General features: G+C 61.6%; 26 protein-coding genes and 1 pseudogene. 8 read left to right on the top strand and 19 right to left on the bottom strand.

The annotated features are described in order from the left end of the window. The first annotated feature begins 47 nt into the window (after positions 1–47). The gene (locus NFC98_RS08030) at positions 48–836 is read left to right on the top strand and encodes a sulfite exporter TauE/SafE family protein (protein WP_254277561.1); all 789 of its coding nucleotides are present in this window, start codon (positions 48–50) and stop codon (positions 834–836) included. Between the two features lie 39 nt (positions 837–875). Next, positions 876–2,150 (top strand): amidase, encoded by a 1,275-nt coding sequence (locus NFC98_RS08035; protein WP_254277562.1) that lies wholly within the window; start codon positions 876–878, stop codon positions 2,148–2,150. A gap of 147 nt (positions 2,151–2,297) precedes the next feature. Here NFC98_RS08035 and NFC98_RS08040 read toward each other — a convergent pair whose 3' ends face one another. The 3 genes from NFC98_RS08040 to NFC98_RS08050 all read right to left on the bottom strand — a co-directional run bounded on the left by NFC98_RS08040 (position 2,298) and on the right by NFC98_RS08050 (position 5,225). Then, entirely contained in the window at positions 2,298–3,593 is a 1,296-nt protein-coding gene (locus NFC98_RS08040) for a TRAP transporter large permease (protein WP_254277563.1), read from the bottom strand. Between the two features lie 11 nt (positions 3,594–3,604). Beyond that, positions 3,605–4,159 carry a TRAP transporter small permease gene (locus tag NFC98_RS08045; RefSeq protein ID WP_254277564.1) on the bottom strand — a complete coding sequence of 185 codons (555 nt, stop codon included), beginning with the start codon at positions 4,157–4,159 and terminating at the stop codon, positions 3,605–3,607. Between the two features lie 61 nt (positions 4,160–4,220). Next, positions 4,221–5,225, bottom strand: coding sequence for a TRAP transporter substrate-binding protein (locus NFC98_RS08050; RefSeq protein WP_254277565.1), 1,005 nt, complete (start codon positions 5,223–5,225; stop codon positions 4,221–4,223). A 790-nt stretch (positions 5,226–6,015) separates the two neighbouring features. Here NFC98_RS08050 and NFC98_RS08055 point away from each other — a divergent pair. Beyond that, positions 6,016–6,267 (top strand): annotated as a pseudogene (locus NFC98_RS08055) (IS481 family transposase); the annotation flags it as partial. Between the two features lie 219 nt (positions 6,268–6,486). Here the strand turns inward: NFC98_RS08055 and NFC98_RS08060 are convergent. Genes NFC98_RS08060 through NFC98_RS08080 form a run of 5 tightly spaced genes read right to left on the bottom strand, consistent with a single transcriptional unit; the run spans position 6,487 to position 11,175 of the window. Beyond that, a complete protein-coding gene (locus NFC98_RS08060) occupies positions 6,487–7,443 on the bottom strand; it encodes a D-2-hydroxyacid dehydrogenase family protein (protein ID WP_254277566.1) in 957 nt (318 codons plus the stop codon). Between the two features lie 11 nt (positions 7,444–7,454). Next, positions 7,455–8,162, bottom strand: a complete 708-nt coding sequence (locus tag NFC98_RS08065) for a 4-carboxy-4-hydroxy-2-oxoadipate aldolase/oxaloacetate decarboxylase (RefSeq protein ID WP_254277567.1) — start codon at positions 8,160–8,162, stop codon at positions 7,455–7,457. A gap of 31 nt (positions 8,163–8,193) precedes the next feature. Continuing rightward, on the bottom strand, positions 8,194–9,699 hold the full coding sequence (locus NFC98_RS08070; protein ID WP_254277568.1) for a tripartite tricarboxylate transporter permease: 1,506 nt from the start codon (positions 9,697–9,699) through the stop codon (positions 8,194–8,196). Positions 9,700–9,702: 3 nt separating this feature from the next. Beyond that, positions 9,703–10,146, bottom strand: a complete 444-nt coding sequence (locus tag NFC98_RS08075; RefSeq protein WP_254277569.1) for a tripartite tricarboxylate transporter TctB family protein — start codon at positions 10,144–10,146, stop codon at positions 9,703–9,705. Between the two features lie 57 nt (positions 10,147–10,203). Next, a complete protein-coding gene (locus NFC98_RS08080; protein ID WP_254277570.1) occupies positions 10,204–11,175 on the bottom strand; it encodes a tripartite tricarboxylate transporter substrate binding protein in 972 nt (323 codons plus the stop codon). A gap of 248 nt (positions 11,176–11,423) precedes the next feature. Here NFC98_RS08080 and NFC98_RS08085 point away from each other — a divergent pair, with 248 nt between their 5' ends. The 4 genes from NFC98_RS08085 (at position 11,424) to NFC98_RS08100 (ending at position 14,418) form a co-directional block, all read left to right on the top strand. After that, positions 11,424–12,137 carry a FadR/GntR family transcriptional regulator gene (locus NFC98_RS08085; RefSeq protein WP_254277571.1) on the top strand — a complete coding sequence of 238 codons (714 nt, stop codon included), beginning with the start codon at positions 11,424–11,426 and terminating at the stop codon, positions 12,135–12,137. A 58-nt stretch (positions 12,138–12,195) separates the two neighbouring features. After that, on the top strand, positions 12,196–12,867 hold the full coding sequence (locus NFC98_RS08090) for an RraA family protein (protein ID WP_254277572.1): 672 nt from the start codon (positions 12,196–12,198) through the stop codon (positions 12,865–12,867). A 39-nt stretch (positions 12,868–12,906) separates the two neighbouring features. Further along, on the top strand, positions 12,907–13,605 hold the full coding sequence (locus NFC98_RS08095; RefSeq protein WP_254277573.1) for a fumarylacetoacetate hydrolase family protein: 699 nt from the start codon (positions 12,907–12,909) through the stop codon (positions 13,603–13,605). Positions 13,606–13,674: 69 nt separating this feature from the next. Continuing rightward, complete coding sequence (locus NFC98_RS08100) at positions 13,675–14,418, top strand: sulfite exporter TauE/SafE family protein (protein ID WP_254277574.1); 744 nt, start codon at positions 13,675–13,677, stop codon at positions 14,416–14,418. 602 nt (positions 14,419–15,020) lie between these two features. Here NFC98_RS08100 and NFC98_RS08105 read toward each other — a convergent pair. The 6 genes from NFC98_RS08105 to NFC98_RS08130 form a co-directional block, all read right to left on the bottom strand. Further along, a complete protein-coding gene (locus tag NFC98_RS08105; protein ID WP_254277575.1) occupies positions 15,021–15,632 on the bottom strand; it encodes a 2-dehydro-3-deoxy-6-phosphogalactonate aldolase in 612 nt (203 codons plus the stop codon). A 22-nt stretch (positions 15,633–15,654) separates the two neighbouring features. Further along, complete coding sequence (locus NFC98_RS08110) at positions 15,655–16,668, bottom strand: 2-dehydro-3-deoxygalactonokinase (protein WP_254277576.1); 1,014 nt, start codon at positions 16,666–16,668, stop codon at positions 15,655–15,657. Beyond that, positions 16,662–17,810, bottom strand: a complete 1,149-nt coding sequence (gene dgoD, locus NFC98_RS08115; protein ID WP_254277577.1) for a galactonate dehydratase — start codon at positions 17,808–17,810, stop codon at positions 16,662–16,664. The genes NFC98_RS08110 and dgoD overlap by 7 nt, the downstream gene beginning before the upstream one ends. Positions 17,811–17,845: 35 nt before the next feature. Next, complete coding sequence (locus NFC98_RS08120) at positions 17,846–18,409, bottom strand: TRAP transporter large permease subunit (RefSeq protein ID WP_254277578.1); 564 nt, start codon at positions 18,407–18,409, stop codon at positions 17,846–17,848. A gap of 3 nt (positions 18,410–18,412) precedes the next feature. Then, the gene (locus NFC98_RS08125; RefSeq protein ID WP_254275019.1) at positions 18,413–19,042 is read right to left on the bottom strand and encodes a TRAP transporter small permease; all 630 of its coding nucleotides are present in this window, start codon (positions 19,040–19,042) and stop codon (positions 18,413–18,415) included. A gap of 101 nt (positions 19,043–19,143) precedes the next feature. Continuing rightward, complete coding sequence (locus NFC98_RS08130) at positions 19,144–20,229, bottom strand: TRAP transporter substrate-binding protein (protein ID WP_254277579.1); 1,086 nt, start codon at positions 20,227–20,229, stop codon at positions 19,144–19,146. 176 nt (positions 20,230–20,405) lie between these two features. Here NFC98_RS08130 and hpaI point away from each other — a divergent pair, with 176 nt between their 5' ends. Next, on the top strand, positions 20,406–21,170 hold the full coding sequence (gene hpaI, locus NFC98_RS08135; protein ID WP_254277580.1) for a 4-hydroxy-2-oxoheptanedioate aldolase: 765 nt from the start codon (positions 20,406–20,408) through the stop codon (positions 21,168–21,170). Positions 21,171–21,454: 284 nt separating this feature from the next. Here hpaI and NFC98_RS08140 read toward each other — a convergent pair whose 3' ends face one another. The 5 genes from NFC98_RS08140 to NFC98_RS08160 all read right to left on the bottom strand — a co-directional run bounded on the left by NFC98_RS08140 (position 21,455) and on the right by NFC98_RS08160 (position 26,628). Next, positions 21,455–22,408 carry an NAD(P)-dependent oxidoreductase gene (locus tag NFC98_RS08140; RefSeq protein ID WP_254277581.1) on the bottom strand — a complete coding sequence of 318 codons (954 nt, stop codon included), beginning with the start codon at positions 22,406–22,408 and terminating at the stop codon, positions 21,455–21,457. Positions 22,409–22,422: 14 nt separating this feature from the next. Continuing rightward, positions 22,423–23,715 carry a TRAP transporter large permease gene (locus NFC98_RS08145; RefSeq protein ID WP_254277582.1) on the bottom strand — a complete coding sequence of 431 codons (1,293 nt, stop codon included), beginning with the start codon at positions 23,713–23,715 and terminating at the stop codon, positions 22,423–22,425. A 2-nt stretch (positions 23,716–23,717) separates the two neighbouring features. Then, on the bottom strand, positions 23,718–24,230 hold the full coding sequence (locus NFC98_RS08150) for a TRAP transporter small permease (RefSeq protein WP_254277583.1): 513 nt from the start codon (positions 24,228–24,230) through the stop codon (positions 23,718–23,720). A gap of 84 nt (positions 24,231–24,314) precedes the next feature. After that, on the bottom strand, positions 24,315–25,292 hold the full coding sequence (locus tag NFC98_RS08155; RefSeq protein WP_254277584.1) for a TRAP transporter substrate-binding protein: 978 nt from the start codon (positions 25,290–25,292) through the stop codon (positions 24,315–24,317). 46 nt (positions 25,293–25,338) lie between these two features. Next, the gene (locus NFC98_RS08160) at positions 25,339–26,628 is read right to left on the bottom strand and encodes a ribulose-bisphosphate carboxylase large subunit family protein (RefSeq protein WP_254277585.1); all 1,290 of its coding nucleotides are present in this window, start codon (positions 26,626–26,628) and stop codon (positions 25,339–25,341) included. Positions 26,629–26,668 lie beyond the last annotated feature (40 nt).

The following is a 26,668-nucleotide window of genomic DNA, read 5'->3' on the forward strand; positions in this document are numbered from 1 at the left end:
GGGGCTATTCAGACCCCACCCGTCTTTTTGAATGGAGTGAGTTCTGAATGCTGTCAGCGCTACTGTTCTACTCCTTGGTGGGTGCCGTGGCCGGACTGATTGCTGGCTTGTTCGGCATCGGTGGAGGAGTGGTTGTTGTGCCGGCGCTAATCGTGGCCCTCAATCAGCAGGGTGTGGACCCTGCGGTGGTGATCCATCTTGCTATCGGCACTTCACTTGCAATCATCACCGCCACCGGCGCTGCCTCGGCGATGGGGCATTGGAAACAAGGTGCGGTGTCTGTCGAACTGCTCACTCGTATGCTTCCAGGCCTCATTCTCGGTGCAGTGCTGGGTGGCCTCATCGCTGGGCAACTTCAGGCCGAACGTCTTGAGCGCTACTTCGGGGTGTTCATGCTATTGCTGGCGTTGCGCATGCTGCTTGCCAAGTCCCCAAGAGCGGGCAGGAAGCCGGCCGGATTGCCGGCGATGTTTACTGCAGGAACGCTGATCGGCACCTTTTCGGCACTGTTTGGTGTGGGTGGGGGGGTTCTCAGCGTACCCTGGCTTGCCAGGAACGGGGCTCGCCTCACGATGGCGATAGGTACCTCAGCGGCATGTGGGCTCCCGATCGCTGCGGTAGGGGCCGCGACCTTTTTCTTCACGGGTCAAGGGCAATCCATACTTCCCGCCTACAGCTCCGGTTATCTCTATTGGCCTGCATTCGCCGGTATCGCTCTGTTCAGTGTGCCCTTTGCCAGGCTGGGCGTGCGGCTTTCCCATAATTTATCGCCGCGGCTGCTCAGGCGTCTATTTGCGCTATTGGTGGTGCTGGTTGGCTTGAAATTGATCATTTAGGCGGACCGCCTGTCTGCCTGACACCAAAGGAGAAACAACGTGAATGATAATTCCGATATGACCATCAACGCGTATCAGGCCGCCCTGGCCGAGGGTCGAGCCAAGCCCCTCGACTGGTGGAACTCCTGCACGACGCGTATCGAACAGCGTGAGCCGGAGGTTCAGGCCTGGGAGGCCCTGTCTGCTGAGACTCCGAAGTTGTCTGGCGATTTGAGAGACAAGCCTTTGTACGGCGTGCCGGTGGGCATCAAGGACATCATCGAGACCGAGGACTTTCCGACCCGCTGGGGAACGGGCGGCTATTTGCATTCACCTTCATCTCTTGTCAATGCGGCGCTGGTGACATTGCTGAAGGAGCAGGGCGCGTTGATCATGGGCAAGACAGTCACAACCGAGCTTGCCTACTTCACTCCAGGGAAGACGTGTAACCCCCACGACCCCTCCCGAACACCCGGTGGCTCATCGAGTGGCTCCGCAGCCGCGGTGGCTGCCGGCATGGTGCCGCTTGCCTTCGGCACCCAGACCGCCGGCAGCATGATTCGCCCGGCGAGTTACTGCGGGGTATTCGGTTTCAAACCGACGTTCGACACGCTCAGTGCCGCCGGCGTCAAGTCGTTTGCCCCCTCGCTGGATACCGTAGGGTGGTTCGCACGCCATATCGAGGACATCTGCACCACCTTCTCGGCGCTGACACGGGCGCCTCGTATTGCGCCCCGGGATGACCTCGTTGGTGTGCGTGTCGGTGTCCACAGTCTGCCCAGTGCTCTAACCTTCGAGGATGATGTCGAGCGGGCGCTTTTGGATGCTCAGGCAAGGCTGGAGAAAGCAGGGGCCGAATTGGTGCCACTGGCACTGGACGAACGCTACGAAGCCTTGGTGGAGCAGCAGAAGGTCGTGATGGCCTATGAGGCGGCCCAGACGCTTGCCAGCGAATACTCCCGGCTTTCCGCCTGCATGGGGCCCAAGCTCGTTGAACTGATCGAGGAGGGTCGGGCGATTGGTTATCCTCGCTACCGTGAGGCGATGCTCGCGGCAGCAAGCCTTCAACAGGAATTAACAACTGTTTTCGAGACTCAGGTTGACGTGATACTTGCCGCGAGTGCGACCGGCGTGGCGCCAAAAGGTCTCGAGGCTACCGGCGACCCCGTTTACTGTCGGGCCTGGACGCTACTTGGTGTGCCTTGCCTCAACCTGCCGTTGAGCCATGGTAAATCCGGCATGCCGCTGGGGGTTCAGCTGGTGGCTAACCGCTGGCAGGATGATCGACTGTTGGAGATCGCCAGTACGCTGATGGCAAAGGAAGCGACTGAATAGGCCATTCCAGAATAACCAGAACCCCATGCCGGAAGCCGTGCTGTTGGACCGGAATCCAGAATTTTCAGGCGTGATGACTGGCTGCAATTGCTTTCTTTTCGTCGAGATATCACCAGGCCTTGCCGTGTGGCGAAGGCCTGGGTTAACTCAAGCCAGTAGGTTAACAAAGAACAATGTGAAACCAGGGACGAAGGTCACGATCATCAAGGCGACAATTTCACATGCCACAAAGGGTAAGACAGCCTTGGCAGCCTTAGTGAACGGGATGCCGGCTATCTGTGAGGCCAGGTAGAGGGCTAGCCCGATTGGTGGAGTGATGTGTGCCATCGATAAATTGGTGGTCATGATGGCGCCAAAATGCACGGTGTCTACGCCAACAGCCTGTATGGAAGGTAACAGAAGCGGCACGAGCAGGTATATTGCAGAGACCGGATCGAGAAACGCGCCGGCAAAAAACAGGATGATGTTAACGAGCAGCAGCATGATAACGGAACTACCACCGCTTGCGGTTAATAGCCAATCTCTCACCTGCATTGCCGTTCCATCTACCATGAGTATAAAAGATAGTATGGAAGCCATGGCCAGAATGAGCATGACTACGCCAGTAGTCAGCCCGGACTGTAGCATTAAGTAGGGATAGTCTGTCAGGCGAATTTTGTGGTAGAAGAAGCGGTCAATTAAAAATACATATATAACGGCTACAGCGGCGGCCTCAGTGGCCGTAAAAATTCCACCATAGATGCCCCCAAGAATTATAATCGGTGCCATCAGCCCCCAAAAGGCATCTTTAAAGGCAATCCTGAAGGCGGGCCAGTTTCTTTCGATATCGGCAATTGGGAAGTTTTCCTTCTTGGCCACAATGTATATATATGTGCATAATACGACCGCCAAGATTATGCCGGGCCCGATGCCCGCAGCAAAGAGAGCCGGTATAGATGCGTTAGCAATCACTCCATAAAGAATCAGGTTGATGCTGGGTGGGATGACCACCCCGAAGGTGCAGCCTGCTGCAACGGTAGCGCATGAAAACCCTAAGGGATATCCGGCCTTTTGCATGGCCGCGATCATGAAGCCTAACGCTGCGATTGCGGCAACATTGGATCCCGACAGCGCTCCCAGAAACGCGCCTGCTACGATCACTGTGATGGCAAGCCCTCCAGGGATGCGCCCAAGCATGAACTGTGCCAGATAAACCAGCTTTCCTGCTATTCCAGTTTGAGCAATCATGTTGCCTGCAATGATGAATAGCGGTATTGCCAGTAGTGTGAAGGAATCGATTGCGCCAGAAAATATCTGGGGCAATGTCGTAAACGGTGCAATTTGCTGATACGCAAAAACTGCAACCCCACCCAAACCCAAGGCAACAGAGATGGGGAAGCTCGCAAACAGGAAGAGAAAAAAGAGCAGTAATGCAACTATTCCGGAGCTGGTCAATATGTCCATTGGTGGCTCGCTTAAGATTTTGGTGTGGACCCAAGGTTGTCTTCAGATATTATGTTGGATGACACAGGAACATTCGGGTATCTACTCATCCCTATAAGATCGCGAACAATGGCTATGACACAGCGTATTGAACACATGCACAAGGCCGCAAAGATTCCGGCATTAACTGTCCATACTGGAATGCCAGTAGCAGGGCTGGTCTGCCCAACTCTCATCGACTGGTTGAGGAACTTCCAGCTGTAATAAGAAAGAAAGCCGAAGAATGCGGCTGTTATGCTCAAGATGAATAAATCTGAAGTGCGGCGTATTTTGGTTGGTAGAAAATCAACCAGGATTGGCACTCCTCCATGCTTATTATATTTAAAGGCTGCTGCCGCACCAAATAGCGATGCCCATAGAAACATATAAGTTGCGACTTCATCAGCTCCTGCAATAGGCATGCGAAATACATACCTTGCAATGACCGCGGTGAATGTCAAGATGACTATGCCAAACATGCAGATGACCACGATGATTTCTTCAAAATGGTCGATCAGGAATATTGCTGGTTTCTTGAAGAGCTTCATTTGGACTCTCCCCATTTTTATGAATGTCAGGCGGCCTGCAAAGCAGGCCGCCTGCGAGATGCTACTGTTGAGCTGCAACTCCTTCTTCAAACAGGCTGACGAAGTCTTCGCCCAGTGACTCCTTGTATTGCTCATAGACGGGCGCGAGGACCTCCTGGAAGGCACTCAGTTGATCATCGCTGAGCGTAGTAACTACCATTCCGGCGTTTTCCAGTTCTGCTACCAGGTCAATATCTTCCTGCTTTACCACCTCACGCTGGAAGTCCATGGCCTCCTTGGCAGCGCGGCGGAACATATCTTGGTCTTCTTCACTCAAGCCTTGCCAGACAGGGCCGCTGCCGATGAATGCCAGCGCATCATATGAGTAGTTCCAGATCGTCACATGGTCCTGGACATCATGGAACCGTGAGGACCAGATGAGAGAGAGGGGGTTTTCCTGTCCATCGACGGCTCCAGTCTGCAGGGCAGTGAATACCTCAGCGAAATTCATGGTAGTGGGAGAGGCACCCAACTCCTCGAAGATGGCCAAGTACAACTCAATGCCGGGTACACGAATGCGCAGTCCATCGAGATCTGCCGGCTCGGTGATGGGGCCACGTGAGTTCGTGACTTGGCGGAAACCATTGACGCCCCAGGCTAGCCCAACCAGGTCCTGCTGCTCCAAGTCCTGTAGCAGCGTGTCGCCTGCTTGGCCGTCTAGCACTGCATTGGCTGTGTCATGGTCTGGAAACAGCCAGGGCAGTCCTAGTACCTGGTATCGAGAATCCAGCCCTGTCATCCAGGTGGTTGATTTGATCAAGAAGTGTATGGCCCCTGACTGAGTCATTTCCATTTCTACACGATCGCTGCCGCCTGCAAGTGCAGCATTGGGGTGCAGGCGAACTTGGAAGGCACCTTCCGAGTAATCGGCTACCAGGTCACGAAAGCGCTCGGCACCTTGGTGCCAACTGGAACCTTCAGCCACGTTATATGAGACATTAACAGGCTGTTGCGCATAGGCGGCACTGCTAGCCATCAGGCCTGCCAGAGAGATGCTTGCTGCAAGTAAGGTTGTCTTGATAGTCATGGGGAATCTCCAAAGGATATCTAATTTTAATTTCTTAGGTTGGTGCAGGGTTTTTGGTGTTGAGTGATGCTTAATTCTCTTTTTCGATGGGGTTTATAGTTCTGAATATTCATCGATGATTTTCCCATTTGTGCCGTAGATTTCCTTGCCTATATGCAGAATGTTTTCTGCTGCTTAATCCTTCTTTATTGCCGTTGTTAATGGGTTAGTGATTACTCTACAACGCGAACTGTTTGGTCCTTTTTGGTGCGTTTTTGTCTCATGATTCACCTCTCAAGTCTCATCATGGTGCAGAGTGATATGCTCCATCAGCCTGGTAGCACGGGAAAAGAATAATGAATTCAAAATTTTGGGCCATGGGCCACCCTCCTGCTTTTGCTTCATGGGGTTGATCATGCCTATCACGCACTAATGCCAATGCATGATCCATGCCAACAAGTCATGAGGTATTTCTCTTTTTCAGCAGGGCTATGCGTTGTGATGGAGCTTGCGGTCGGTAATTGACATCCTCATACGGCTCGAGGTCATCGAGTCCCTGAGCGAAGCGAGAAGGTCAAATTTTTGAATACTTGATGGGGAAGGCCGAAGACTCGTGCTTGAACCGCTACCTCGCCTTTTGCCAGCCGGCGACCAACTCACGGGCCTGCCGACCGACCTGCTCGGGAGACTGGCCGGGGCGGTAGAGGGCGCCACCGAGCCCGGCGCCGTCGATGCCGGCGGCTCGGTAGGCCGCGAAGTTCCCGACCCCGATGCCGCCCACGGCATAAAGCCGGGTGTCCGCCGGAAGTATCTCCTGTATCTGGATATCAAGAAGCTGGGGCGCTTCGCACGCCCGGGCCATCGGGTCACTGGCGATTGCCAGCAGAACACGCCTGGCGCAGGGTGGGGGTATGTCCATGTGGCCATCGACGACCACTCGCGGGTGACCTTCGACACCCTCTAACCCAATGAATCGGGCTGGGGCGCGTGCTACGCGCTGCTGGGCGCCGTGCGCAACTACCGCAGGCTTGGTGTCCGCTTCACCCGTTTTCTAAACGATAACGATTCCGCTGCTTGTGCCAGCGCATGGGTTCAGTTTTGCGTATCGCCTGACAAGCCTATGCGCGGTCCTACGATAGCTCAGCGCAGCCAGGCCGGCATCTGCCGGCCTGGATTACTGCCCTTCAATTGACCGGTTGGGTCTTTACGTGAACAACTTGGTGGGCTTACACCATTAGACGCCACCAACCAGCTTTTCGATGACTTTGGCTATGTTGCCGATCTATTCGAGTTGACGGATTGGGTTGCCATCGCGCCAGGCCTTGATGTCCTCGACCATCTGTCGATAAAAGAGCTCGAATGTCTGCTGGCTGGTATACCCTAGGTGTGGCGTCAGCAGCAGCCGACCACTGTCGATCAGCTCCTGGTCCCGGATCGGGGCGTCATTGGGCAGGGGCTCTACCTCGAAGACATCGATGGCGGCCGAGCCTACAACACCTTCTCGCAATGCCTGTAGTAACGCTGCGTTATCGATGATGGGGCCGCGTGAGGTATTGATCAGGCAGGCATCGGGCCGCATATGATGTAGTGCTTCGCGGCCGATCAAGCCATGGCTGCGGGGTGATAGCACCAGATGCACCGATACGATATCCGCCTGGCCCAGCAGCGCCTCCAGCGAGCGGGCATAGGTAACTCCATGCTCCAGGCAGGTGGCTTCGGTGAGGTTCTGAGACCATGCCGCCACCTGCATGCCAAACGCTTTGGCCAGGGCGGCGACCTGCTGACCTACCTTGCCAAGTCCGACGAGACCCAGGGTGAGACCGGCGAGATCGCGGCCGAGCCCTTGCTGCCAGTGGCCCTGGGCCAGGTGGCTGGCCTCCACCACGATCCGCCGCTGACTGGCCAGCATGAGGGCCAAGGTGAGCTCGGCGGTGGTGGTCTTGCGAAGCTCGGTGCCGCAAACCGTGATGCCTTGGCGCTGTGCGGTGTCGAGATCAATCGCGAGGTTGCGTGTACCTGACGTGACAATCAGTTTCAGCTGAGGAAGCCGTTCCAGCAGGGAGCCGGGCAGGGGCGTGCGTTCACGCATCACGCAGAGCACATCAAATAGCCTCAATCGCTCCACCAGCTCGTCGTGCTCCTTAAGCGTGTCACGAAAGACGCTGACCTCGCCCAGTCCCGACCAGTCGGCCAGCCGAAGGGCGTCGTTGCCGTAATCATCTAGAATGGCGATCTTCATGACACGGCTCCTTATGCCCCGCGGGGTGACCAGTCGACAGGCCCGTCTTCATACTTGAGCCCCTTCTCGATGACCTTGTCGCGCAGGCCCAGCAGGTCCAGGGTATTGCCACCCTGCCGGATGGCTTGACGCATGGCCTCTTCCTTGTCGATGCGCTGACGGGAGGCCTCCAGTACCTCGGCAGCCTGCTTGCGTGTCACCATGACCACGCCATCGTCGTCGGCCACCACGACGTCACCGGGGATTACCAGACGACCACCGCATTGGATTGGCACGTTGACGGCGCCTACCGTCTCCTTGACGGTCCCTTGAGGGCTGACGGCACGTGACCACACCGGGAACCCTTGGGTCCTCAGATCCTTGACGTCGCGAACCCCGGTATCCAGCACGACCCCGGCGCCGCCACGCTGCGACACGAACTCGGCGAGAATGTCGCCGAAAAAGCCGTCGAGGCTGCGCGAGGTGGTGCCGACCACCAGTACGTCACCGGGCTGCATGAGCTCGATGGCGACATGCAGCATCCAGTTATCGCCAGGTGCACAGAGAACGGTGACGGCAGAGCCGGCCACGGCGGCTCCCGGCACCACGGCGCCAATCTCGGGCTCCATCGCCCCGGTGCGCCCCTGGGCTTCATGTACCGTGGCCACCCCGCATTCGGCCAGCCCTTCGATGACAGCGGCGTCGGCGCGCTCGATGGTCTTGATGGCGACTTGGTTCATTGTGTTGTTCCTCGTGAGGTGTGTTGTAGGACTAGACCTTGACGGTGGTGCGGTGGCGAGGCCTCAGGCTGCCCCAGATGACCCACAGCAGGAGCAGCACCGACATGGCCAGAAAGCCGGCGCTGACGGGGCGCTCCAGAAACACCATGAAGTCGCCTCGGCTCAGCAACATCGAGCGGCGCAGGTTCTCTTCCAGCATGGGGCCGAGGATGAAGCCGAGCAGTAGCGGTGCGGCCTCGAACCCCAGTTTGATAAGCAGGTAACCCACCGCTGAGAACCCGGCCACGAGCAGGACATCGACGACCGAGCGCTCCAGGCTGTAAACGCCTGCGCAGATCAGCAAAATGATGGCGGGAAAAAGCAACCGGTAGGGGATCTGCAGAATCCGTACCCACACCTTGATGAGCGGGATGTTGAGGACGAGCAGGATCAGGTTGCCGATCAGGAAGCTGACGATCAGTCCCCAGAAGAGCTCGGGGTTCTCGGTCACGACGCGAGGCCCGGGCGCGATGCCGTGAATCATCAGCGCGCCCAGCATGAGTGCCATGATGGCATCACCAGGAATTCCCAGGGTCAGGGTCGGGATGAAGGATGACTGCGCCGCGGCGTTGTTAGCCCCCTCCGGGGCAGCGATCCCCGGCACCGCGCCCTTGCCGAAGGTCTCGGGCTTGGACGAGATGCGTTTCTCGACCGCATAGGCCATGAAGGAGGCCATGGAGCCACCGCCGGTGCCGGGCAGGATGCCCACGGCCGTGCCCACGCCGGAACCGCGCAGAATGGGCCAGCCTGACTCTTTCCACTCCTTTCGCGTCGGTAGCAGCGAGCGGAAGCTCACGTTGATGCCGCGTGCACCGTCTCCCGTCTTGCCGATGCTGGAAATGACTTCTGACACCCCGAACAGGGCCATGGCGATCACGATAATGCTGATCCCATCGAACAGTTCGGGCACCCCGAAGGTCATGCGCATCACGCCGCTATTGACATCGATGCCGATCAGGCCGATCAGCAGGCCAAGCACCACGCTGGCCAGGCCTATCAAGGGCCGGCCCTGGCTGATGGAGCCGGCGGCCACCAGGCCCAGCACCATCATCGAGAAGTAATCGGCGGAGTGGAACGACAGCGCCAGCTGGGCTAACGGCGGGGCCATCAAAATCAGCACCAGAATCGCAAAGCAGCTGCCGAAAAACGATGCGATAGTAGTGATCATCAGTGCCGCGCCGGCGCGCCCTTTCTGCGCCATGGGGTAGCCATCCAGACAGATGACGGCGGAGGACGCCGTGCCTGGCAGGTTGAGCAGGATCGAGGCAATGGAGCCGCCGTACTGGGCCCCGTAGTAGATGCCGGCCAGCATCACCAGCGCGGCGGTCGCCGGCACATGGAACGTCAGGGGCATCAGCAGGGACACGGCTGCCAGGTGGCCGATGCCAGGCAGCACTCCCACAATCATGCCGACGCTGACGCCAAGCAGGCAGTAGAAGAGGTTTTCCAGAGTGAGGGCGGTGGCCAGACCGAGCTGAAGACTCTCCAGGAGATCCATGGGTCACCTCCAGGTCACGAAGGGAATAGGCACGCCCAGCACCAGAGCAAAGAGCGCCCATACGGCGGGGACCAGCCCGGCTGCCAGCAGGATCAGCGTGGCAACCTTCGCCCCACGATCCGCCAAGCCGGCCAGTACCACCACGGCGAACCCCGCAGGGGCAAACCCAACTCGAGGCAGCAGCAGGGCAAAGGCGAGAATGGCCGCAGGAATGACCAGCCAGGGGCGCAGGTTCAGCGCCGGCAAGCGATCACGGACGCGAAGGGCGCCGAACACGATACCGGCCCCCAGCAGGACCAGCAGCGTGCCGAGGGTCATGGGGAAGAAGCCAGGGCCCATGCGCCGTGGGGTGCCAAAGCTGTAGTCGGAAGACACCACTAGCACCAGGCTACCTAACAGCACGCAGACGAGCCCTGCCAAGAAGTCCTTGGAGGTCAGTACGTTCATCGCGAAATCCTGTCAGAGATGGCCGGGACAGGGAGAATCGGTCCCGGCCGGATGGCGTCAGTCGGCGCTGATGTCGGCAGCTTCGATGATGGTCGAGAACTGCTCTCGCAGGTCACTCAGCATCTGGCCGAACTCCTCGGAGGTCATGGGCGAGACGATGGCGCCACGCTCGGCAAAGGTGTTGCGGGCCTCATCCGTCGCCAGAAATGCCGATACGTCCTGATAGATCTTGTCGGCGATCTCGTCACTGACCCCAGACGGGGCAAACAGGCCTGCCCATTGGCCCGCGGCGACGTTGGGCACCCCGCCTTCGATTAGGGTTGGCAGGTCAGGGTGGGATTCCACACGTGCCTGTCGCGCCACGCCGAGCATCTTAATGTCGCCGCTGTCGACGAATGGCCCGACAGAGGAGAGGGCCAGCACACCGACTTCCGCCTCACCGGAGGCCACGGCGGTGGCAGCCGGGGCGCCGCCACGATAGGGGATATGCACGGTATCGATGCCGGTCTCGTAGTTGATCCACTCAGGCACTATGTGATTTAGGGAGCCGATACCGGCTGACGCAAAGCTGATCTCACCCGGGTTCGCCTCGGCATAGGCAATGTACTCCTCCGTCGTGTCGAAAGGTGCCTCGCTGTGGGCCGCAAGGACCAGCGGCGTATCGCTGATCATGGTGATCGGTCGAAAATCGGTAGCTGGGTCGTAGGGTGTCTCGTCAAACAGATAGGGGTTGATGACATTGACCCCCATATCGGCCACAAACAGGGTGTGACCATCGGGGGTGGCCCGGGCCACGGCGGTGGCCGCGACGAAGCCAGCACCCCCGGTCCGGTTGTCCACGATGACCTCCTGGCCCCAGGTCGAACTCATTGCCTCGGCGACGGTACGTGCGGCGATGTCGGCAATGCCGCCAGGGGCGTAGGGGACGATGATGGTTACTGTTTGGTCTGGCCAGGCGTGCGCGGCGAGAGGGGTGGTGGCGATTGCAATGGCGCTGATCGCGCCGGCGAGAGCCTTCTTGTTGTTCATGGCGTGGTCCTTGATTGCTGTTGATGTTGTGGTGACTGCCATTACCGTTTGTCGAGCCGAGCGCCTCGGGGTAAGGCGATGAGGCGTGCCGACAGACCGGGTCTTGCCCTCCGATGGCTGGCCTGGGGCCGTTAGGTCCTGAACACAGATTTGACCAATTTATCGAATTGGTCAAGCAATGGTTGCCCAATTATTCAATTGCGCCTAAAGTTGATGCTGAGGGACTGAATCTTGCTGGGGAGGGAGTTATGGACGAGCAGCACGCGGCACTCATTCAATTGCGTGCCTATTTGTCTCAGGGGGATAGGCGGGCAAACGAGCGCCTCCCCCCTGAGCGTGAGCTGGCACAGCTGATCGGTGTCACGCGGGGTGAGCTTCGCAAGGCCTTGTCAATTCTCGAGCAGGAGGGATTGGTGTGGCGGCACGTCGGCAAGGGGACCTTCGTGGGCGACCGTTCAGCCCTCAAGGCCTTCGATCCAGCGAGCCTGCTGCAGCAGTGCAGCCCCTCTGATGTGATGCGAGCCCGCATGACACTCGAGCCGGCCCTGGCGGCTCAAGCGGCACTTCAGGCAACGCCAAGGGACATCGACGAAATGCTCGATGTTGCCCGGCGTAGCCGAGAAGCCACCACGTGGCGAGAGTACGAAGCCTGCGACAACCAGTTTCACAAGCTCATAGCCGACTCCACTCAGAACCTCATCATGTCGTCGATGTTCGACATGCTGTCGGCCGTCAGGCGCGCCATGGTGTGGGGGCGCCGGCGTAGCACCAGTCCCCATCCACCGGCGGATCACCACTCGTTCGATGAGCATGAGCGGGTCATTCAGGCTATTGCCGATCGTGACCCCGGTGCCGCCTCGGCCATGATGCTGGAGCATCTGCTCAGTGTGGAGCGAAAGCTGCTCACCTCTCACACCCCCGTGGGCTTGGTCCGAACGCGTCAAGATGGGCTGGTCCAATAAGAATCACCACAACCACAACAACGCCGTCGAGAGACTCGACGCTAGGAGGCCCTGGTTTATGACAACGCAACGACTTGATGGCACCGTGCTCGACCGCTGCCGAGCGCTATCTACGTCTAGCTTGAGCGATGCGCTCGATAAGCACGGATTGCCGGGCGCAGTGGAAGGACTTAATCCCCTGATACCTGATGCCTGTATCGCGGGCCAAGCGTTTACCCTTGCCTATCTGCCCGTTGGCGCCGCAGGTGGCACGGTTGGGGATTTCATTGATGACCTGGGCCCTGGCGATGTCGTGGTGATCGACAATCGCGGTCGAACCGATTGCACTGTCTGGGGCAACATCATGACCGAGGTGGCCAAGCGTAACGGCGTCGAGGGCACCGTGGTGGATGGAGTCAACCGTGATCTCCAGGAGAGCATGGCTCTCAACTATCCCATCTGGTCGCGTCAGGGGCACATGAGGACCGGCAAGGACAGAGTGATGCTGCAGGCTGTCAATGTGCCGGTTTGTCTGGGCACTGTCCGAGTAGAACCGGGTGACGTCGTGTGTGCCGATGGGAATGGTGTCGTGGTGATTCCCTTGGCACACATCACCGAGGTACTCACTGTCGCTGAGGGTATCGAGCGCAAGGAGGAGGAGATCCTCCAGGATGTGCGTGGTGGCTCGGCGCTTGGCGAGGCCCGCAACCGACACGGCTATCATGCCCTCCAGACGCCCGACCCGGCGTGACGGATACACACTTTAACCGTTCGATTTGAGGATGACTTGATGACGTCTCATTCCTTTGTCATATCAGCCCCTGAGCAGGCGAGCCTTCCCGTAGAGGGCACGGATCAGCGTTTCCCCGTGCATCGGATTTACTGCGTTGGGCGCAACTATGCGGCCCACGCCGTGGAGATGGGCCATGATCCGGACAAGGAGCCGCCATTCTTCTTCCAGAAAAGTGCCACCACGCTGATCACGGATGATGGGGATTTCCCCTATCCGCCTGCTACCCAAGATGTCCATCATGAAATCGAAATGGTCGTGGCCCTCGCCAAGGGTGGTGTCGACATACCAGTGGAGGAGGCGTTGGACCACGTCTACGGATATGCTGTAGGCCTCGACATGACGCGACGTGACATTCAATCCGTGATGAAAAAAATGGGACGCCCGTGGGATACCGCCAAAAGCTTCGAGGGTGCCGCTCCCTGCGGAGCCCTGGTGCCTGCCACGGAGATTGGCCACCCTAGCTCTGGCGCTATCTGGTTGAAGATTAATGGCGAACTTCGCCAAGAGGGTGATCTGGACCAGATGATCTGGAAAGTTCCCGAGATCATTGCTCAGCTGTCAACGCTGTTCCAGCTGCGTGCTGGCGACCTGATCATGACAGGTACACCCTCGGGAGTCGGGGCCGTCAACAAGGGTGACACCTTGGAAGGGGGAGTCGAGGGTGTGGGGGCGCTTCACACCCGTGTTATCGATTGATAATAGATTGACCTTTCTGTTATCCCTCTTTCACTTCATGGCATGGGGCCCGCGAGGGCCCCAGTTCTTATGCTAATACTATCAATCTTAACCCTGGTTGTGGCGGGCCTGGTCAAGGGGGCTATTGGATCGGGTGTCCCGCTGATAGTCGTGCCTATCTTGACGATTCTTTTCGATGTGCAGACCGCCATTGTAGTCCTACTGTTGCCCAATCTTCTCAATAACATTTGGCAGGCGTGGCATTATAAGCGCCACCTTCTTCCTGCACGTTTTCTTGTCATGTTTGCGCTGTCGGGCGGCATTGGGGTGGTGGTTGGCACTTGGGCCCTTGTGCGCATCAATGAGACAGCTCTCTCGATTGCGGTGGCGATGACCATCCTGTGTTACTTAGCCCTCAGATTTTTACAGCGAGAGGCTTGCCTCACGCGCTCGCTGGCGAACAAGTTGGTCGTGCCGGTTGGGCTGTGTGGAGGTGTTTTGCAGGGAGCGGTGGGCATGTCTGGGCCTGTCTCAGTGGCCTTCTTGAACTTCATGAGATTAGAGAGAAGGGAGTTTATCGGATCTATTTCTACATTTTTTACGGCGATCACAGTGGTTCAGCTCCCTGCGTTGATGTCCTTGGGCATCGTCACTTGGCAATTAGCCCTGGCGAGTGTGGGAGCGTTCATTGTTATTTCAGCTGCCATGCCTCTTGGAGCGAGGCTTGGGCAACGCCTTTCTCGTGAGTGGTTCGATAGAGCGGTAATGTTGTTGCTGTTTATTGTGGCCATGAAAATAATTTTTGAGGAAATTCTGGTTGCTCATGCAGCTTAGCCTGGATATCTCACCAGGCTGGCCAGAAGCATGGAGGTTACGGGCTCGCCGGGTATGGCAGCGTTTAAGGAACCCCTATCAATTCGGTTCCACGCGGTCGAGGTGACTCAGAGTGACTCGATCACCCCATCGGGGATCGTCTTCTGACCACGTTATGTGGTCTTGTTTCCCTGGTAGTCGTGGCGGGATTTATGCAGCTTGATGTCCATTAACCTGCTTCCAAATGAATTGCTTTAGAAGCTCTTTGGCTGCCAGTAGAGGATAACTCCTATAGCTCATTTGATCATCCGGGACCCTGCAGGTATACACCTAGACTAGGTATTCATAGTCTAGGTGTCCACTTGTGTTTGGGCAGCCCGCGTTCATATATTTTAGGTCCGCTCAATGGCACATACCCCTTTGCCGTGTAACGCCCAACCGGCCGGAGAGCGCCATGACGACCCTTGCCGAGACCCAGTGCCAGGAACTCTTCGTGCTTCAGGATTTCGTCGATACGATGAGGCCTCCCTGTCCGCAGACAGGGTCAACGCGGCCCAGGAGAAGCAGATCAACAACTGCCGTGAACAGGGCGCACTTCACTCGATTTCTTAGTCGAGATGGAATCAGTCAATCTTCCACGCGGCGACCAGCTCGCGGGCCTGCCGGCCGACCTGCTCGGGAGACTGGCCGGGGCGGTAGAGGGCGCCACCGAGCCCGGCGCCGTCGATGCCGGCAGCTCGCCAGGCCGCGAAGTTCCCGACGCCGATGCCGCCCACGGCATAGAGCCGGGTGCCCGCCGGCAGCACGGCGCGTAGCGCCTGCATGCCGTCGATGCCGACCTGGACGGCGGGGAATAGCTTGAGGCCGGTGGCGCCGGCGTCCAGGGCATCGAAGGCCTCGGAGGGGGTGACGATGCCCGGCCAGCTCTGAAGGCCTAGGCGGTGGGTGGCCTCGATCACCGCCGGGCGGCAGTTGGGCGAGACCACCAGCCGCCCACCGGCGGCCTGGACGTCATGCACCTGATCGACCGTCAGCACGGTGCCGGCTCCCACCAGGGCGCGCTCGCCCAGTGCCTCTACGAGGCGGCGGATGCTCTCCAGCGGCTCAGGGGAGTTGAGCGGTACTTCGAGGGTCGTGATGCCGGCGGCAACCACTGCCTCGCCCACCGCCACCGCCTCCTCGGGGGTCACGCCGCGCAGGATGCCGATCAGGGGCAGGGGCTCAGGAAGGGGCATGGGGTGTCTCCCGTGTCGTGTCTCATTCGGCGAGGGGTGGGTGGGTCAGGGTTCGATGGGTCTGAGCGCGATAGCCCAGTGCGAGGCCGGCCAGCACGGCGCGCTCGCCGTCCAGGCAGAGGCTGGCGTGGCCGGCGGCCTCCAGCGCCAGGGCATACCGGTCACAGAGTGCCGCATCGCCGATCAGGGTAATGGGCCCCTCTGGCGCCTTGCCCGGGTCGGAGAGGGCCAGGCCGGCCAGCTCCAGGCCGATGGTCAGCCCCGAGAGGCGTGCGGCCAGCCGGGTGGCGCGGGTCCTGCCGGGGGGCAGGTCGGCGTCCAGCAGGTCGGCAGCTCGCAGGCCGAAGAGGCGTGCCGAATAGCGTCCTGGCTCGGCCAGGGTCTCGCGGACGGCCGTGACGAAGGCTTCGCGACCGCCGGAGTCGGCCAGATCGTGCTCGCCCTGTGCCTGATCCACCGAGTGCCTCAGCACCGACTGTCGGGCCAGCAGCGCGTAGAGCTCGCCCGTGAGGAAGGTGGTGAAGTGGGTCACTGTGCCTTGCTCGAGGCGGGCCCACTTGGCGTGGGTGCCGGGCAGGCAGACGAGCCCCGTGGCCTCGGGCTCGCTGGCGACCAGGCCGGCGAGCTGGGTCTCCTCGCCGCGCATCACGTCGAAGTGGCCAGCGGTGGTCTGGCAGAGTCCCGGCAGTAGCCGGACCCGCACCCGCGGGTCCCGGCACGGCGGCGCCACGGCTCCCCGCGCCAGGGCGTCCAGGCGGGTCGGCACCGGCAGGTAGGCGGCCTCTCGCCAGCCCTGCCTGGCCCCGGCCATGCCGCAGACCAACACGTTCCGCTGGCCGCGGTCGGGCAGCCAGTCGCCGATCACCTTCAGAAGGGCGCTCTCGTAGTCGTCGGGGGCCAGCGAGAGCATGCCGCGGTCGCTGCCGCCGCTGGCCAGGACGTCGTCATGGGCGTCCAATGCCCAGGCGCGCAGCCGGCTGGAGCCCCAGTCGACGCCGATCCAGCGCACTCGCTCGCCCAGGTGTTCGCTCACCATTCGGCCACCGAGCCGTCGTCATGGGTCCACAGCGGGTTGCGCCAACGGTGACCGACCTTGGCGCGCTCCTCGACGAAGGCCTCGTCGATCTCCACGCCCAGGCCGGGCCCCTGGGGGATGGCGCAGAAGCCGTCCTCGATGGCCAGCGCCGACGGGTCGACCAGATAGTCCAGCACGTCGTTGTCCTGGTTGTAGTGGATGCCCATGCTCTGCTCTTGGAGGAAGGCGTTGTGGCTGACCGCATCCAGCTGCAGCGAGGCGGCCAGGGTCAGCGGGCCCAGCGGGCAGTGGGGCGCCAGCGCCACATCGAAGGCGGATGCCAGGGCGGCGATCTTCAGCCCCTCGCTGATGCCGCCGCAGTGGGAAAGGTCGGGCTGGACGATGTCGATCATGCCGTCGGCCAGCAGGTCGCGGAACTGGAAGCGGGTGTGCAGTCGTTCGCCGGTCGCCAGCGGATAGCCGAGCCCGCCGGCGATCTCCTTCAGGCAGGGCAGATGCTCGGGCGCCACCGGCTCCTCGACGAACATCGGGTGGAAGGGCTCCAGTTCGCGCAGCAGCGCCTTGGCCATGGGTCGATGCACCCGGCCGTGGAAGTCGATGGCGATGCCCACGTCGGGGCCCACGGCCTCGCGGGCCTCGGCCACCCGGGCCACCGCCTCGTCGACCTTGCGGTGGGAGTCGACGATCTGAAGCTCCGCCGTGCCGTTCATCTTGAAGGCGGTGAAGCCCTGCGCCACCAGCGCCTGGGCGCCGGCCCCCACGTCGGCGGGGCGGTCGCCGCCGGTCCAGGCGTACATGCGCATGCGGTCGCGCACCGCGCCGCCCAGCAGCTGGTGCACCGGCACGCCCAGGTCGCGGCCCTTGAGGTCCCACAGCGCCTGGTCGATGCCGGCGATGGCGCTCATCAGGATCGGGCCGCCGCGATAGAAGCCGCCGCGGTACATCAGATTCCAGAGGTGCTCGATGCGGTGGGGATCCTGTCCGACCAGGAGGTCGGCCAGCTCGTGGACGGCGGCCTCCACGGTGGCGGCACGCCCCTCGACGACCGGCTCGCCCCAGCCGTAGCAGCCCCCATCGGTCTCGATCTTGAGGAACAGCCAGCGCGGCGGCACCTGCCAGGTCCTGAGTCGGGTGATCTTCATAGTAGCTCCAGTGTAGGTCGTGGCTGTTGCCCGGTTCAGTTGCCGCGCACGGCGGCCAGATCGGGCAGCCAGGTGACGATGCCCGGGAAGGCGATCAGGATCACCAGCACCACCAGCAGCGTCGCGTAGTAGGGCAGCATCGCCCGGACCAGCGCCTCCATGGAGACCTTGCCCACGCCGCAGCCCACGTACAGGCAAGTGCCCACCGGCGGCGTCAGCAGGCCGATGCCGAGGATGAACGCCATCAGCACGCCGAAGTAGACCGGGTCGACCCCCACCGAGGTGACGATCGGCGTGAGCATCGGCGCCATGATCACCATGGCCGGGGTCAGGTCCATCACGAAGCCCACCAGGGCCCCGGCCAGGTCCATCAGCCGGCGGGCGATGCCGCCGTGGCTCATCACCTCCCCCACCAGGATGAAGAACGGGATGGCCAGCAGCGGGAAGCTGTTGACGCCGCGGATCGACTGCTCGATGAGGATCGACAGCGGGATATCGGAGAGCACGGCCATGACCACGGCGGCCACGCCCAGGCCGAAGGCGATCGGCAGGCCGAGCGCCAGCGAGGCAAACAGGATGCCCAGGAAGATCCACAGCATGGTCTAGCGACCTCCTTGGTGGTCCGGCGAGGCCGGGTGGCGGATCTGCGCCAGGCTCTGCCAGGCGCGCCACAGCGCCACGGCCAGGATGAAGGCGGCGCAGAGCACCAGCGAGAGGTTGATCAGGTTCCACGGCACGCCCAGCAGGGCCGTGCGGCCGGTGGAGCGGGACATCACCACGTAGCCGCCCCACAGCACCACGCCCATCAGGCCGGCGATGATCAGGTGCTGCAGCAGGTAGAGCGTGTGGGCGGCGCGAGGCCGCAGGCGGCGCACCAGGAAGTCGACGGCGATGTGCTCGTAGCGGGCGAAGGCCGCCGCGGCCCCGATGAAGATCAGCCAGATGAACAGCATGCGCGCCAGCTCGTCGGCCCAGGGCAGCGAGTGGTTGAGCAGCGAACGGCCGACCACGTTGGCCGAGACCGCCACGATCAGCGCCACCAGCAGGGCGGCGATCAGCTGCTCCATCGCCAGGGTCACCCAGCGGAACAGCGCCGGCCCGCGGCGAGTCTCGGTGTCGATCTCCAGCGGCGCCCGGTTGGGGTCGTCGAGGTAGGCACCCGCCTCGTCGATGGCCGCCTGGATATCGCGTGCCTCGTGGGGGCGCGGTGCCGATGAGGAAGGGGAAGGCATGAGGCTACTCCGGGGGGCCGGGACAGGCGTCAGGCCTGGGATCCCGGCCGGTCAGTTCGCTCCCGGCCCGCCGGACGGCGGGCCGGGAAGGTCGACGCGGATCAGTCGTTCATCACCGACTCGACGATCGCCTGGATGTCATTGATCAGCTCCTCGCCGATGCGCGGGGCCCACTCCTCGTAGACCGGCTGCACGGCCTCCTGGAAGGCGGCGATCTGCGCGTCGTCGAGACGGGTGATCTGCATGCCGCGCTCCTCGAGCTGCTCGCGGGACCAGTCGTCATACTCGGTGGCCAGCTGGATCTCGTACTCGGCGGACTGGCGGGCGGCCTCCTGGACCAGTGCCTGGTACTCGGGCGCCAGGCGGTCCCAGGTGCGCTCGGACATCATCATGATGAACGGCGTGTAGACGTGGCGGGTCTCGGAGCCGTAGTCCTGCACCTCGTGGAAGTTGGAAGTGAGGATGGTGCTCCAGGGGTTCTCCTGGCCGTCGACCACGCCCTGCTCCATGGCCGAGAACAGCTCGCCGAAGGCCATCGGCGTGGGGTTGGCGCCCAGCGTCTGCCAGATCGCCAGGTGCACCGGGTTCTCCATGGTGCGCACGGTCAGGCCACGCACGTCCAGGCCGGCCACGTCCTCCGGGGAGGTCACCGGGCGAGCGCTGTTGGAGAGCTGGCGATAGCCGTTCTCGGAGAAGGTCAGCGCCTTGATGCCGGTGCCGTCGAAGGCATCCAGCATGGACTGGGCCACGTCGCTCTGCATCACCGCGACGGCGGCCTCGCGGGTGGGCAGCAGGAAGGGCAGGTCGAAGGCCGCCAGCTCCGGGACATAGGTCACCGCCGGCGAGCTCGAGGGGTAGCTCAGGTCCAGGGTGCCGGTCTGCAGCATCTCCATCATCTGCACGTCGTCACCCAGCTGGCTGTTGGGGAAGATGTTGACGGTGATGCGGCCCTCGGTGCGCTGGCTGAGGATCTCGCCGAAGTACTGGCTGGAGAGGTACTGGGGGGAGGTCTCGGCCAGGCCGATGCCCATGCGGAGGGTATGGCTGCCGTGGTCGCCGACCACCTCGCCGTCGATGGCGGGCGGGTCGGAGAGGTCGGGTGACTGGGCCTGGGCCGCGAGGGCGACGCCCAGGGTCAGGCTGGCCACACCGGCCAGGGTGAGCGTGCTGCGCCGGAATATTGTCATTGTGAGACTCCCGTGTTGAGTCACGAGGCACGAATTGCGTCGCGTGCTTTGATGAAATGCTGCATTAGGTACTATGGCGTTGTGTATGCTTGTATGACAAGTATGCCTGCGTAAGAATCTTCATCATTGCGACCCCTCGTCGGAGGTGACGCGTCACCAAGGAGTCTCGACGTTACATGACCCCCAACCCTTTCAAGCAGCGCCTGCTCCACGGTGAGCCCATGACGGGCATCTGGCTGGGCCTGGCCAGCCCCTACGTGGCGGAGCTGGCGGCCACCATCGGCTTCGACTGGCTGTTGCTGGACGGCGAGCATGCGCCCAACGACCTGGCCAGCCTGCTGGGCCAGCTGCAGGCCATCGCGCCCTATGCCAGTGCGCCGGTGGTGCGCCCACCCGTGGGCGATACCGTACTGATCAAGCAGTACCTGGACATCGGCGTGCAGAACCTGCTGATTCCCATGGTGGAGACGGCGGAGCAGGGCGCCGAGGTGGTGGCCGCCACCCGCTATCCTCCCGAGGGTGTGCGCGGCATGGGCAGCGTCCTGGCCAGGGCCTCGCGGTGGGGCCAGGTCGAGGACTACCTCGACCGGGCTGGCGAGGAGATCTGCCTGATCCTGCAGCTGGAGAGCCCCGGAGCACTGGCCAACCTGGAAGCGATTGCAGCAGTGGAGGGGGTGGACGGGCTGTTCATCGGGCCGGCGGATCTCTCCGCCGCCATGGGCCACCGCGGCAATCCCGGACACCCCGAGGTCCGCGCAGCCATCGACGACGCCATCGGGCGGATCCGCGCTACCGGCAAGGCTGCGGGGATCATCACGCTCGATGAGGATGAGGCTCGCGACTATCTGGAAGCCGGATTCGGCTTCGTTGGAGTGGGGGTCGATGCCCTGGTGCTGGCCGAGGGGCTGCGTGGGCTGGCTGGGCGGTTTCGTTCGTCCTGACTGGCTTGCCCCAGCGCCTTCTCGCGGTCAGGTGTGTCCGGATTCGTCGGGCAATATCCGGCCGGGGTTCATGAGCCCGGCCGGGTTAAGCAGTGCCTTGATGCCTTTCGCCAGTCCCCGTTCCACAGGCGAGAGGCGCGCCAGCCAGGTTGGCATCCTGTTTTGTGCGGCCAGTGCTGTAATCTCGACGCTGGTGCAGGACGTTAAACTGGTCAACGCGAGGCGCCAGGCGCAAGTTATGACTCCTCCTGCCAGGCTTCGCCGCTTTCAGGGGTGTGACATCATCACTGGGGGTTGGCTTTCAGCCATTGCCAGTAGTCCTGGATGCCATCGCGGATATTTGTGAACTGGGGAGTGAATCCGAGTTCTCGCTTGGCCAGCGATATATCCAGCGGTGCCCCCCTTACCACGAAGGGCCCGGGGCCGAGCCGGACGTTGGTGCGGTGGCCGATGATATCCGCCACGTCTTCTACGATCTGCAGATGGTCGACGGCCACACCGCAGGAGATATTGAAGTTGCGCTGGCTGACGCTTTCCTTCTCGAACAGCTTGACGATGCCGCTCGCTGTGTCATGGACATGGGTCCAGTCCAGTCCCTGCTCGGAACCGTTGGGGGCCTGGATGTCGTCGAGCCCTTCCAACGGGCCAAACAGAGCCTGGTACACCAGGTGCATGTGTGAGGGGCGCTTGCCCGGGCCGTAGACGAAAAACAGCCGCGCGTTGCGTACGTCCATCCCGAAGGTGTCGCTGTACTGCAGGCCGTAGAGCTCGCCGGAGATCTTGGTAGCGCCGTAGAGGTCGGTGGCCTTGTAGGGGGTAGCCTCCCCTTGGGGGCCGGGGGCATCGCCGTACACGGCGCCTGAGCTCATGTTGACGACCTTATCAATCCCCAGGATGCGGCATATCTCGAACACGTTCAGGGTGCCGGTGGCGTTGATCGAGATGTGCTTGAAGGGGCGTTGTTGGAAGTGCGGGCCGGCGATGACCGAGACGCCGTGGATCACCCCTTCGAGGTCGTCGCGGTGACGCAAAAATAGCTCGAACATGCTGTGATAGTCGAGGACATCGACGCTTTCGAGTACCAGCTTGTCTCGGACCTCCTCCAGATAGTCGAGTCCGAGGCGGTCGAAATGGCTCGCGGCCATGTCGCAAATGATGACCCGCTTGCCTTTCTTGGCCAGTTGGTAGGCCACCCAGGACCCGACGTGGCCGAGCCCCCCCGTGATCAGAACGGACATGATGTGAACCTCCTCTATTTGAGTACTAGGTTGGGCAGGAACATGACGACCGCCGGGAAGCAGATGATGATCAGCAGTACCGCCAGCAGCGGGATATAGAACGGCAGGGTTTCCCGCACGAGGCTGGCAAAGGGCATGCCGGTGATCTTCTGGATCGTGAATAGCACGGTACCGACCGGGGGTGTGATCAGGCCGATCATTAGGGTAAAGATCATCACCACGCCGAAATGTACCGGGTCGATGCCGTACTGCATCACCACGGGAACTAGCAGCGGGGTGAGCAGGAACAGCGCTGGCACCGAATCGATGAACAGTCCGATCAGCAGGATGAACAGGGCCAGCAACAGCAGCAGACCGAGTGGGTCGGTCACGGTGGCCAGAAGGAAGTCGGCCACCAGGGAGGTAACCTGGTAGCGGGCCAGCACCCAGCTATACAAGGCGCTGCCGGCAATGATGAACAGGAGGGCCGCGGTATCGATGGCGGTGGCGCGCAGAATCGTCAGGAATTCCCGGAAGCTGATCGAGCGATAGACCAGGAACGAGATGATCATGCAGTAGAGCAGGGCGACCACCGAAGCCTCGGTGGGAGTGAACACGCCCGAGAGGATCCCCACAATGATGATCAGGGGCGTGAGCATCGGCAGCAGGCCACGAGAGATGGCGAGGGTGAACTCGCTGAAGCGCGCCCTGGCTCGGGTGGGGAAGCCACGGCGATGGGAGATGATGGCGACCATCACCATCAGGCCCAGTCCCATGATCAGCCCGGGAATGATGGAGGCCAGGAAGATAGCGGCGATCGAGGCATTGGCCAGGGCGCCATAGATGACTGCGGGGATGCTGGGTGGGATGATCGGGCCGATGGTCGCCGAGCTGGCGGTGACCGCGGCGCTGAAACCTGTTGGGTAGCCGTCGTCCTCCATGGCTTTGATCTCGAGCGCGCCGAGTCCTCCGGCGTCGGCGACCGCCGAGCCCGACATGCCCGCGAAGAGCATGCTGGCAACGACGTTGACGTGCCCAAGGCCCCCCTTGAGGTGGCCAACCATAGTGCGAGCGACATCAAAGACGCGATCCGAGATGCCAGCACTGTTCATTAGTCGCCCGATGAGCAGGAAGGCGGGGATGGCCAGAAGGGTGAAGCTGTTGACTCCGTACAGAGTGCGCTGGGCGATCATCTCCATGGGGATGGCATCGAAGCCCCGAGTATAGCCCAGCACCAGTGCCGAGGAGGCAATCATGGCGAAGGCTACGGGCACCCCCAGCATCAGCAGGACGATCAGTCCGACGAACATGATGACGAAAACTTCCATGGTCAATCACTCCTGCCTTCTTCGGTGGTCGGAGGGCCGCCCGCGATTCGCCGGTAGAGATCGCCCAGCAGCAGACCGATCATCAGCAGCGCGGAAATCATCTGGATGAAATAGATGTAGGAGAAGCTCATGCGAAAGGTGCTGGCTAGGATCCCAGCGGTACGCCCCATCATGTTCCAGGCGCCGACTACCAGCATCAGCAGCACCAGTACGCAGATCACATCCGCCACGCTGGCGGCGATGTTGCGAAAGGATGGTCTCAGGATGTCCGTGACGAGCGTGATGCGGATGTGTTCCTGGTAACGCAGCGCAAGGACGGAGCCTAGGAAGATCTCGGCCAGGAACAGGTAGCGCGAGGCTTCGTCGGTCCAGGACACTGCGATGCCCAGTGCGTAGCGCGAGATGACCTGTACGGCCATGATGATGAGCATCAGGGCGAAGGCCGCCATGACGACGCCGGTCAGCAGTTGCCAGAACAGATCGATCGCACGGGTAACGCGTTCCGCGGTTTTCACGGGCGCCTCCGGGAGCATGTGGATAGCAGGGGTGAGCCCGGGGCGGTCCGACGTGCAACTGGCTGGCCGGATCGCCCCTCTCGTTCACTCCTCGACAAGTGACAGGACGTAGTCGCGTACCACGGGGTGATAGCCCTCGGCGATGCGACGAATGGCGGGTTCGGCAGCGCTGCGGAAGGCGGCGACGTCTGGCTCAACGACAGTCATGCCTTGCTCCTGGAGCTGCTCGTAGAGGCTGTCCTGGCCGTTAGCAACCATCTCGTCTCCCCAGCTGGTGGCCTCCTCGATGGCGCCGAGGATGATCTCACGGTCGTCATCGGAGAGCCGCTGGTAGAAGTCCTCGTTCATCAGCCAGTGGAAGAAGGAGTAGACGTGTTCGGTACGGTTGATGTGGCTCTGGACCTCGAAGATCTTGCCCGCATGGATCAGGTCGACCGGGTTTTCCTGCATCTCGATCACTCCGGTCTGCAGTGAGGTATAGACCTCTGGCCAGGCGATGGGGCTGGGCAGGGCACCGATCTCCTCCCAGATCTGAATCCAGGGGGCTATCTCGGGCACGCGCATGCGGACACCCTCGACGTCCCCCGGCGTCTCGACCGCAAAGTTGGAGGTCAGGTTGCGCGGGTTGCGGGCGGAGAGCCCGACCAGCCGCATGTTGCCATTGGATACCAGCTGTTCGTTGATCAACTCCCCGGTCTCCCCCTCGTAGACCCGCCGGGCTTCTTCGCTGGCACCGTAGACGAAGGGCAGGTCGGCGGCGGCGAATTCTTCGGCGTAGAGAGTCATTGGCATCGAGCCGCCCAAAGCGATGGCATATTCGCCGTAGCTGGCCCCTTCGAGGTGGTCGCGTTCGCCACCCACTTCCGTGCCAAGCAGCGTGACGGAATACGCACCGTTGGTCTGTTCCTCGATGCGCTCCTTGAGCCGCTCGCCGACCTTGAACATGGCGTGCGAGGGTTCCACGTGGATAGCGATAGCCAGCTCTTCGGCGGAGGCTGTCGCCGCAGTGCCGAGGGTGACGAGGCCAGCGAGGGCGATGCTACCTGCAGTTATTGTCTTCATGTTGAGTACCCCTTTGCGATTCAAGCTTGGGTGGCGTGTTGTTGCTTCATCCTGAAAACGGGCTTGTAAAGGCCCGCAACGCGACGGCGAGGTCGGGTTCCTGTCTGGCATGCTTTTCCAGGGGTACGCCCTGGGCCGTGGCGGCCCAAGCGGCTCGGAGGCTACGGCAGCCGGCGGCGACACCGTTGGGGTGCCCCATGATGCCGCCGCCGCAGGTGAAGATGAGGTCGGTCGACTGCAGGGCGGCGAAGGTGGCGGGTACCTGGTGAATGGTCTGGGCCGAGGAGAAGACTGGCATGGCACGGTCGTCGCGTTGCGGCTCGTCGAGCAGTGGAGTGAGGCAAGCGCGGGCGGAGTCGATCACCGATTCGTCGGCCTCGGCGAATTTGCTGCCAAGCCCGTTGACGTGCAGATGATCGGCCCCGGCGAGGCGCAGCAGGGCCTGGTAGGCGCGATAGTCGATGCCGATACGCGGATATCGGTAGAACAGTCCCCAACCGTTGCGGTGTCCATGGATCGGCAGCTGGGAGTGGCGCCGCAGTGCCACCAGCGATGCCAGGCCGATCCAGTTGACGCTGGCCATGACGCAGGTGCCGCCGTGGTCGCGGACGAGGTCGTGACGCCAGCGCATCTCGTCCAGGTCGCCGGTGATGTTAAAGGCATACATGGGCTTTCGCCCGGTACGCTGGGCATGCGCCTCGATGACCCGCATGACGGCGGGCACGCGCTTGGTGAGGGGTGAGTAAGGAGGATCGGCGATCAGCTCGTCGTCCTTGATGAAGTCGATGCCGGCGTCGACGAGTTGAGCCACCAGCTCTGCCGTCTGTTCCGGGGTGAGCCCCACGCTGGGTTTGATGATGGTACCGATCAACGGGCCATGTTCGACTCCGGCCAGTTGCCGCGTGCCGGGAATGGAAAACTGCGGCCCGGGGCATGCTTCGATGAACTCGCGGGGCAAAGTGATATCCGTCAGGTGGATGCCAGAGAGTTCGCGCAGCTCAGTGAGGTTGCCCAGCACCGTGGCCAGCAGGTTGGGCAGGCTGTTGCCGACGTTCTCTAGCGGCCAGGAGAGGGTGACGTCGGCTCGGGTGTAGACGTCTCCGGACAGCGCACCCGGCAGCGATGGTGCGTCGGCCGTGTCCAGGCAGACCACCGATTCAACCCGTGCGGCATGGCGTTCACGCAGGGCGTCGGTCTCGCCGGCGAGCTTGAGAAAGGTGCCGGAGGACTGCTCGCCGGCCATGGCCGCGGCGGCCAGATCCGGATCGAGAGGCGTCTCGATGCGATATCGGGCATTGAGCCGGGGCGTGCCCAGCGGGGGCCGGGTGTGTGCCATGGTGCGTGCTCCTGCCGGGATGAACCCGATCGATGTTGTT

It is taken from the genome of Halomonas sp. 3H, from assembly GCF_024206005.1.
GTDB lineage: Bacteria > Pseudomonadota > Gammaproteobacteria > Pseudomonadales > Halomonadaceae > Halomonas > Halomonas campaniensis.